Raw genomic sequence first — 1367 nt, 5'->3', positions numbered from 1 at the left:
TGGAATGGCAACCCTTTTTTTGACAAAATTTATAAGGTGTCATGAAACCTTCCTGTTATTGCTCCGATTGCCCTTGAAAATGAGTCTCCTCGGATCTGATGCTTCTCGGCAGATGCTCAAGCTAAAATGATTACGCTGCCTCTCCACCGATATCACATCCGAGCTCATTATCAAGGGGACGTTTCGTCAATCTCTTTTGACGAAACGCCATTGGAGTTTCGTAGCCCAATGTGCCGTGCACCCGCAAGTAGTTCCACCAATGCACATAATCAAATAATTCTCGTTGTAAGTCTCCCAGCGTTTCAAATTGGTACTGACGAATAAATTCCACTTTGACCGATTTGTATGTAGACTCCGCAACCGCATTATCATAGGGACAGCCTTTCTTGCTTAAAGAACGCGTGATATCAAAGGCTGATAGAATTTCTTCAATGGTTTGGTTATCAAATTCTTTCCCGCGATCCGTATGGAAAAGAGTCACATTCGTCAAAGGATAGACGATTCGAGCGAACGCCGCTTTGACTAACGCCGCGTCTTTTTTCTTGCCGCAAGAATACCCAATAATTTCTCGATTGAACAAATCGAGGATAAGACAGATATAATGCCAGTGCTTACCAACACGCACATAGGTAAGATCAGTAACGATTGCCTCCAATGGTGTTCCTTTTGAGAAGCTTCGATCCAATACATTCGCTGTTTTGGCTTCGTTACAAGAAGAAGCGGACACCTTGAAATGAGCGAGTGTGTAGGTTGAGCGCAATCCGCGTTGCTTCATGATACGCCCAATTCTGCGGCGACTGACTTGAAGCCCAAGATTGGCCAAGCATTTCTTCAGTTTACGGGTGCCATACGCTTTACGATTGCGGAGAAATTCTTCTTCCACGAGTGCTTCTAGCTCGGCTTCGTTTTCGACTGTTTTGGCTTGATAATAATAGGTTTGTCGCGAAATGTTTAAGACCTTGCACATCGCTGATATCGAGTATTTGTGCTTGTTGGCATCAATTACTTGTCTTTTCGTCCGAATATCAGCGCCGCTTGCTTTAAAATGTCGTTCTCCATTTCCAGTTGCTTATTTTTCTTTCGCAGAGCGATCAGTTCCTGTTGCTCCGGAGTAAGGTTGTCTTTTTCTTTAAAGGAGCCAGTGGTCTGAGCCTGCTTCACCCATTTATCAAAGGTAGAAGCGGTCAGCTCGTACTCACGAATGATCTCGGCTCTAGGTTTTCCTGCGAGATATAAATCGACAATTTGTTGTTTGAATTCTTTTGAATAGGTTCGACGTTGACGTCTTGACATAAACAATCCTCCAGTGTGTTTTTTCTTATTCTACACACCTTATTTTTTCTGTCTAGTCTAGTGTAGCCGATCCA

The 1367-nt window shown here is 43.5% G+C and carries 1 protein-coding gene; it reads right to left on the bottom strand.

The window, feature by feature from the left end; genetic code table 11:
* Positions 1–130: 130 nt before the first annotated feature.
* A protein-coding gene (locus ACOMA8_RS14610; RefSeq protein ID WP_216411144.1) for an IS3 family transposase occupies positions 131–1293 on the bottom strand; the annotation gives its coding sequence in 2 pieces (ribosomal slippage) (positions 131–1017 and positions 1017–1293; 1164 coding nt in all).
* Positions 1294–1367: the final 74 nt, after the last annotated feature.

It is taken from the genome of Enterococcus infantis (genome assembly GCF_049166715.1).
GTDB lineage: Bacteria > Bacillota > Bacilli > Lactobacillales > Enterococcaceae > Enterococcus_C > Enterococcus_C leclercqii.
The sequence above is the reverse complement of the archived record's forward strand: the minus strand, read 5'-3'. Positions and strand labels throughout refer to the sequence as shown.